Genomic DNA, 4767 nt, shown 5'->3' with positions numbered 1-4767 from the left:
CGAGCCCTTCGACGAGGACAAGCTGCGTACCGGCATGATGCACGCCCTGTACAAGCGCCCGGTGTCGGCCGAGGCGATCGAGACCGCGATCAGCCACATCACCCACAAGCTGCGCACCGTCGGCGAGCGGGAAGTGCCCTCGCGCAAGCTGGGCGACTGGGTGATGCACGAGCTGCGCGAGCTCGACAAGGTGGCCTACGTGCGCTTCGCGTCGGTGTACCGCAGCTTCCAGGACGTGAGCGAGTTCAGCGCCGAGATCGAGCGCCTGGAGAAGGCACCCAGCCCCGACCTCAAGCGCAAGCAGCTGCCCCTGATCGAGCCGGATGACAACGACTACTGAGACCGGCGCCAGTCCCGACGACCTGCGCTACATGGCACGCGCGCTGGAACTGGCGCGACGGGGGCTGTACAGCACGCATCCGAACCCGCGCGTCGGCTGCGTGCTGGTGCGCGACGGCCGCGTGGTCGGCGAGGGCTGGCACCGGCGCGCCGGCGAGGCGCATGCCGAGGTCGATGCCCTGGCCGCCGCCGGCGGGCAGGCACGCGGCGCCACCGCCTATGTCACCCTGGAACCCTGCTGCCACCACGGCCGCACGCCGCCCTGCACCGACGCCCTGATCGCCGCCGGCGTCACCCGCGTGGTGGCGGCCATGCCCGACCCCAATCCGCGCGTCAACGGTGGCGGGCTCGAGGCGCTGCGCGCGGCCGGCATCCAGACCGCCTGCGGCGTGTGCGAGGCCGAAGCGCGCGCGCTCAACCGCGGCTTCGTCAGCCGCATGGAGCGCGGCCGCCCCTGGCTGCGGGTCAAACTCGCCATGAGCCTGGACGGGCGCATCGCCGCCGCCAACGGCGAGAGCCGCTGGATCACCGGCACGGCCGCGCGCGAGGACGTGCACCGGCTGCGCGCGGAGGCCGGCGCGGTCATGACCGGTGTCGGCACGGTGCTGGCCGACGATCCCTCGCTCACCGTGCGTCTGCCCGGCGAATGGGATCCACCGCTGCGCATCGTGCTCGACACCCAGCTGCGCATGCCCGAGCTGGCTCGAATGCTGAGCCTGCCGGGGCGCACTCTGGTGATGACCGCCGAAGACGAGGGTTCCAGCGCCTGGCGGGCCCTGACCCGGGCCGGTGCGGAGCTGCACCGGGTGCCGCTGGTGGGACACAGGCTGGATCTGCCCGCCGTGCTCGGCCTGCTGGCGCAACGGCAGGTCAACGAGGTACTGGTCGAGGCCGGGCCGACCCTGGCCGGCGCGCTGCTGCAGGCCGGGCTGGCCGACGAGTTGATCCTCTATCTTGCGCCGTTTCTTCTGGGTGACCGTGGCCGCGGCCTGGTCAGTCTGCCGGGGCTCAACAGCCTCGCACAGCGTCTGCCGCTGCAGATCGATGACATCCGCGCCTTGGGGCAGGATTGGCGTATCATGGCGCGCCCTGCGAGCTGAGTGCGAATGTTTACCGGTATCGTCCAGGCTGTCGGCCGGATCAGCCGCATCGAGCCGCAGGTCGGTGACCTGCGCCTGCGCATCCGCTGCCCGGAGGGCTTCCTCGATGGCGTGGCGGTCGGCGACAGCATTGCCGTCGAGGGCGTGTGCCTGACGGTGACCGGGCGGGAGGGTCGCGACTTCGCGGCCGATGTTTCGCGGGAAACCCTGGCCCTGACCACGCTGGGCGCGCTGGGCGTCGGCGCTGCCGTCAACCTGGAAAAGGCGCTGGCTCTGGGCCAGCCGCTGGGCGGGCATCTGGTGAGCGGGCACGTGGACGGCCTGGGCCGGCTGCGCTCGCGTCACGGGGACGCGCGCTCACAGCGCCTCGAGTTCGAGGCGCCGGCCGCGCTGGCACGCTATATTGCGCGCAAGGGCTCGGTCTGTGTGAACGGCGTCAGCCTGACGGTCAATGGCGTCGCGGGCCGGCGCTTCGACGTCAACCTGGTGCCGCACACACTGGCGGTGACCACGCTCGGCCGGCTAGCGGCAGGGGCGCGTGTCAACCTGGAAGTGGATTTGGTCGCGCGTTACCTGGAACGGCTGCTGCCAGCGAAAAAGACGGCCCGACCGAAGCGGAAACGGAAACATGCAAGCAAGAAGTGATGCCGCGCTCAGGCACAATCAGGCGGAGGGCTCGCAGGCCGGCAGTATGGGCTTGAACAGCATCGAGGAAATCATCGACGACATCCGTCAGGGCCGCATGGTCATCATGATGGATGACGAGAACCGCGAGAACGAGGGCGACCTCGTGATGGCGGCGGTGCACACGCGGCCCGAAGATATCAACTTCATGGCGCGCTATGGCCGCGGCCTGATCTGCCTCACGCTGGAGCAGGCGCGCTGCCGTCAGCTGCGGCTGCCGCTGATGGTGGCACAGGCGGAGGACAGCCACCGCACCCGTTTCACCGTGTCCATCGAGGCGGCCGAAGGCGTGACCACCGGCATCTCGGCGCATGACCGCGCGCGCACCATCCAGGCCGCCGTGCGGCCGGACGCGCGACCCGAGGACCTGGTGCAGCCTGGCCATATCTTCCCGCTCATGGCCCAGCCCGGCGGCGTGCTGACGCGCGCCGGCCATACCGAGGCCGGCTGCGACCTGGCGCGGCTGGCCGGGCTGGAACCGGCCGGTGTGATCGTCGAGATCCTCAACGAGGACGGCACCATGGCGCGCCGCCCGGATCTGGAAACCTTTGCCCGGCAGCATGGCCTCAAGCTGGGCACCATCGCCGACCTGATCCGCTACCGCGTGGCCACCGAGCACACCGTCGAGCGCGTGGCCGAGCAGGACGTACAGACCGATTTCGGGCCCTTCCGCCTGATCGCCTTCGAGGATCGCATCGACCGCGCGCTGCACTTCGCGATGCTGCGCGGGCCGGTGGACCCGGAGCAGCCGACCCTGGTGCGCGTGCACGTACGCAACGCGCTCAACGACATGCTCGGCATCCGCCACCCGGACTTCAGCTGGCCGCTGCGCAGCGCGCTGCGGCGCGTGGCCGAGGAGGGCAGCGGCGTGGTGGTCGTGCTGCGCAAGCCGGAGCCCATCAACGAGCTGGTGCAGCGCGTGCAGAACCTCAACATCAGCTCGGAGCCGGAGCACGTCGATCATCCGTCCGTGCTGCGCACCTACGGCATCGGCGCGCAGATCCTCAAGGACGTGGGCGTGCGGCGCATGCGCGTCCTGTCGCAGCCCAAGCGCCTGCAGGGCATCTCCGGCTTCGGCCTGGAAGTGGTCGACTACGTGCCCTGCGACTGAGCCATGCGCAAGTCCAAGAGCCCCCGCAAGCCTGCTCCGGCCGCCCCGCCGGACACGGGCGCCATCCGCAGGCTGGAAGGCCGCCTGAACGCCGGTTTTGCGCGCTTCGCCGTCGTCGCCACGCAGTGGTATGACGAGATCCTCGACGGCCTGATCGCCGGCGCGCTGCAGACCCTGCGCGCGGCCGGCGCGGAAACGCGCAACATCACGCTCATCCGCGTACCCGGCGCGTTCGAGCTGCCGCTGGCGCTGGAGCATGCCGCGGCCAGCGGCAAGTACGATGCCCTGATCGCGCTCGGCTGCGTGATCCGCGGCGGCACGCCGCATTTCGAGTACGTCGCCGGCGAGTGCGCACGCGGCGTGGCCCAGGTCATGCTGAGCTACCGCCTGCCGGTGACCTTCGGCGTGCTCACCACCGACAACCTCAAGCAGGCGCGGGAGCGCTCGCGCGCCGGCCGCGACAACAAGGGCCGTGAGGCAGCCGAGGCCGCGATCCGCATGCTGAGCGTGCTGAGGCAGCTCAATGACTGAAGCCGCGGCCAGCGCCGGTACGCGCAAGCCGGCGGGTTCCAAGCGTCACCAGGCGCGCCGCTTCGCGCTGCAGGCGCTGTACAGCCACCTTTTGGCCGGCACGGCGCTCGACGAGCTGCTGGCGCAGTTTCGCGGCGAGGAAGGCTTTGCCCGCTGCGATGCGGCCTACTTCGACCAGCTGCTGCGCGGCGTGCTGGCCCGGCGCGCCGCGCTCGAGCAGTCCTTCGCCGGCTATCTGGACCGGCCCCTCACGCAGCTGGACCCGGTCGAGCACGCGGTGCTGCTGCTGGCGGCCTACGAACTGGCGCACTGCCCGGAGCTGCCCTACCGCGTGGCCATCAACGAGGCGGTGGAGCTGACCAAACTGTTCGGCGCCACCGAGGGGCACAAGTACATCAACGGCGTGGTGGACCGCATGGCGCACCGGCTGCGCGCGGCGGAAATCGGCTGATACAGAAACGCCCGACAGGATAACAGGATGATCAGGGCCAACAGGCAGGAATGAGCTGTCTCGTCATGAATCCATCCTGTAAATCCTGAAGATCCTGTTCATCCTGTCGCATTCTCATGCTCGGCGAATTCGACATCATCCGCGAGTTCTTCACGCGCCCGGCGCGGCGCGCGGAATCGGCGCTCGGCGTCGGCGACGACGCCGCGCTGCTGCGCGTGCCCGCCGGCCAGGAACTGGCGCTGACCATGGATACGCTGGTGGCCGGCCGCCATTTCCCCGCCGATGCAGCGCCCGAGGACGTCGGCTGGAAGTCGCTGGCCGTGAACCTCAGCGACCTGGCCGCCATGGGTGCCGAACCGCTGGGCTTCACGCTGGCGCTCACCCTGCCCGAGCCCAGCCGCGACTGGCTGGCGCGTTTCGCGCAGGGGCTGTTCGAACTGGCCGGCCAGTTCGACGTGGACCTGGTCGGCGGCGATACCACGCGCGGCCCGCTGTCCATCACCCTGGCCGCTTACGGGAAGGTGCCGGCCGGCCAGGCGCTGCGCCGCAAC

Annotated in this window: 7 protein-coding genes; all 7 read left to right on the top strand. The window is 70.3% G+C overall.

From position 1 onward, the window contains the following. A partial coding sequence (locus VNJ47_00500) for an ATP cone domain-containing protein (GenBank protein ID HXG27313.1) occupies nucleotides 1-340 on the top strand: 340 nt, incomplete at its 5' end. Further along, on the top strand, nucleotides 324-1439 hold the full coding sequence (gene ribD, locus VNJ47_00495; protein HXG27312.1) for a bifunctional diaminohydroxyphosphoribosylaminopyrimidine deaminase/5-amino-6-(5-phosphoribosylamino)uracil reductase RibD: 1116 nt from the start codon (nucleotides 324-326) through the stop codon (nucleotides 1437-1439). The genes VNJ47_00500 and ribD, both read left to right, overlap by 17 nt. Nucleotides 1440-1445: 6 nt before the next feature. Then, a complete protein-coding gene (locus tag VNJ47_00490) occupies nucleotides 1446-2084 on the top strand; it encodes a riboflavin synthase (GenBank protein HXG27311.1) in 639 nt (212 codons plus the stop codon). A gap of 46 nt (nucleotides 2085-2130) precedes the next feature. Then, entirely contained in the window at nucleotides 2131-3234 is a 1104-nt protein-coding gene (ribBA, locus tag VNJ47_00485; GenBank protein HXG27310.1) for a bifunctional 3,4-dihydroxy-2-butanone-4-phosphate synthase/GTP cyclohydrolase II, read from the top strand. Nucleotides 3235-3237: 3 nt separating this feature from the next. Next, nucleotides 3238-3765, top strand: coding sequence for a 6,7-dimethyl-8-ribityllumazine synthase (gene ribH / locus VNJ47_00480; GenBank protein ID HXG27309.1), 528 nt, complete (start codon nucleotides 3238-3240; stop codon nucleotides 3763-3765). Next, nucleotides 3758-4216: a transcription antitermination factor NusB gene (nusB, locus tag VNJ47_00475; GenBank protein ID HXG27308.1), complete on the top strand. Its 459-nt coding sequence runs from the start codon at nucleotides 3758-3760 to the stop codon at nucleotides 4214-4216. Before ribH ends, nusB begins: the two co-directional genes overlap by 8 nt. A gap of 116 nt (nucleotides 4217-4332) precedes the next feature. Continuing rightward, nucleotides 4333-4767 (top strand): AIR synthase related protein (locus tag VNJ47_00470; protein ID HXG27307.1); only part of this gene is annotated, 435 nt, incomplete at its 3' end.

This window comes from Nevskiales bacterium, from assembly GCA_035574475.1.
Taxonomy (GTDB): Bacteria; Pseudomonadota; Gammaproteobacteria; order Nevskiales; family DATLYR01; genus DATLYR01.
Note: the sequence above shows the minus strand (reverse complement) of the source record. Positions and strands in the feature narration are given on the sequence as shown.

Coding starts and splice junctions, on each gene's coding strand:
- ribH (HXG27309.1), top strand. CDS start 3,238: ATGCGCAAGTCCAAGAGCCCCCGCAAGCCTGCTCCGGCCGCCCCGCCG.
- ribD (HXG27312.1), top strand. CDS start 324: ATGACAACGACTACTGAGACCGGCGCCAGTCCCGACGACCTGCGCTAC.
- ribBA (HXG27310.1), top strand. CDS start 2,131: ATGGGCTTGAACAGCATCGAGGAAATCATCGACGACATCCGTCAGGGC.
- nusB (HXG27308.1), top strand. CDS start 3,758: ATGACTGAAGCCGCGGCCAGCGCCGGTACGCGCAAGCCGGCGGGTTCC.
- VNJ47_00490 (HXG27311.1), top strand. CDS start 1,446: ATGTTTACCGGTATCGTCCAGGCTGTCGGCCGGATCAGCCGCATCGAG.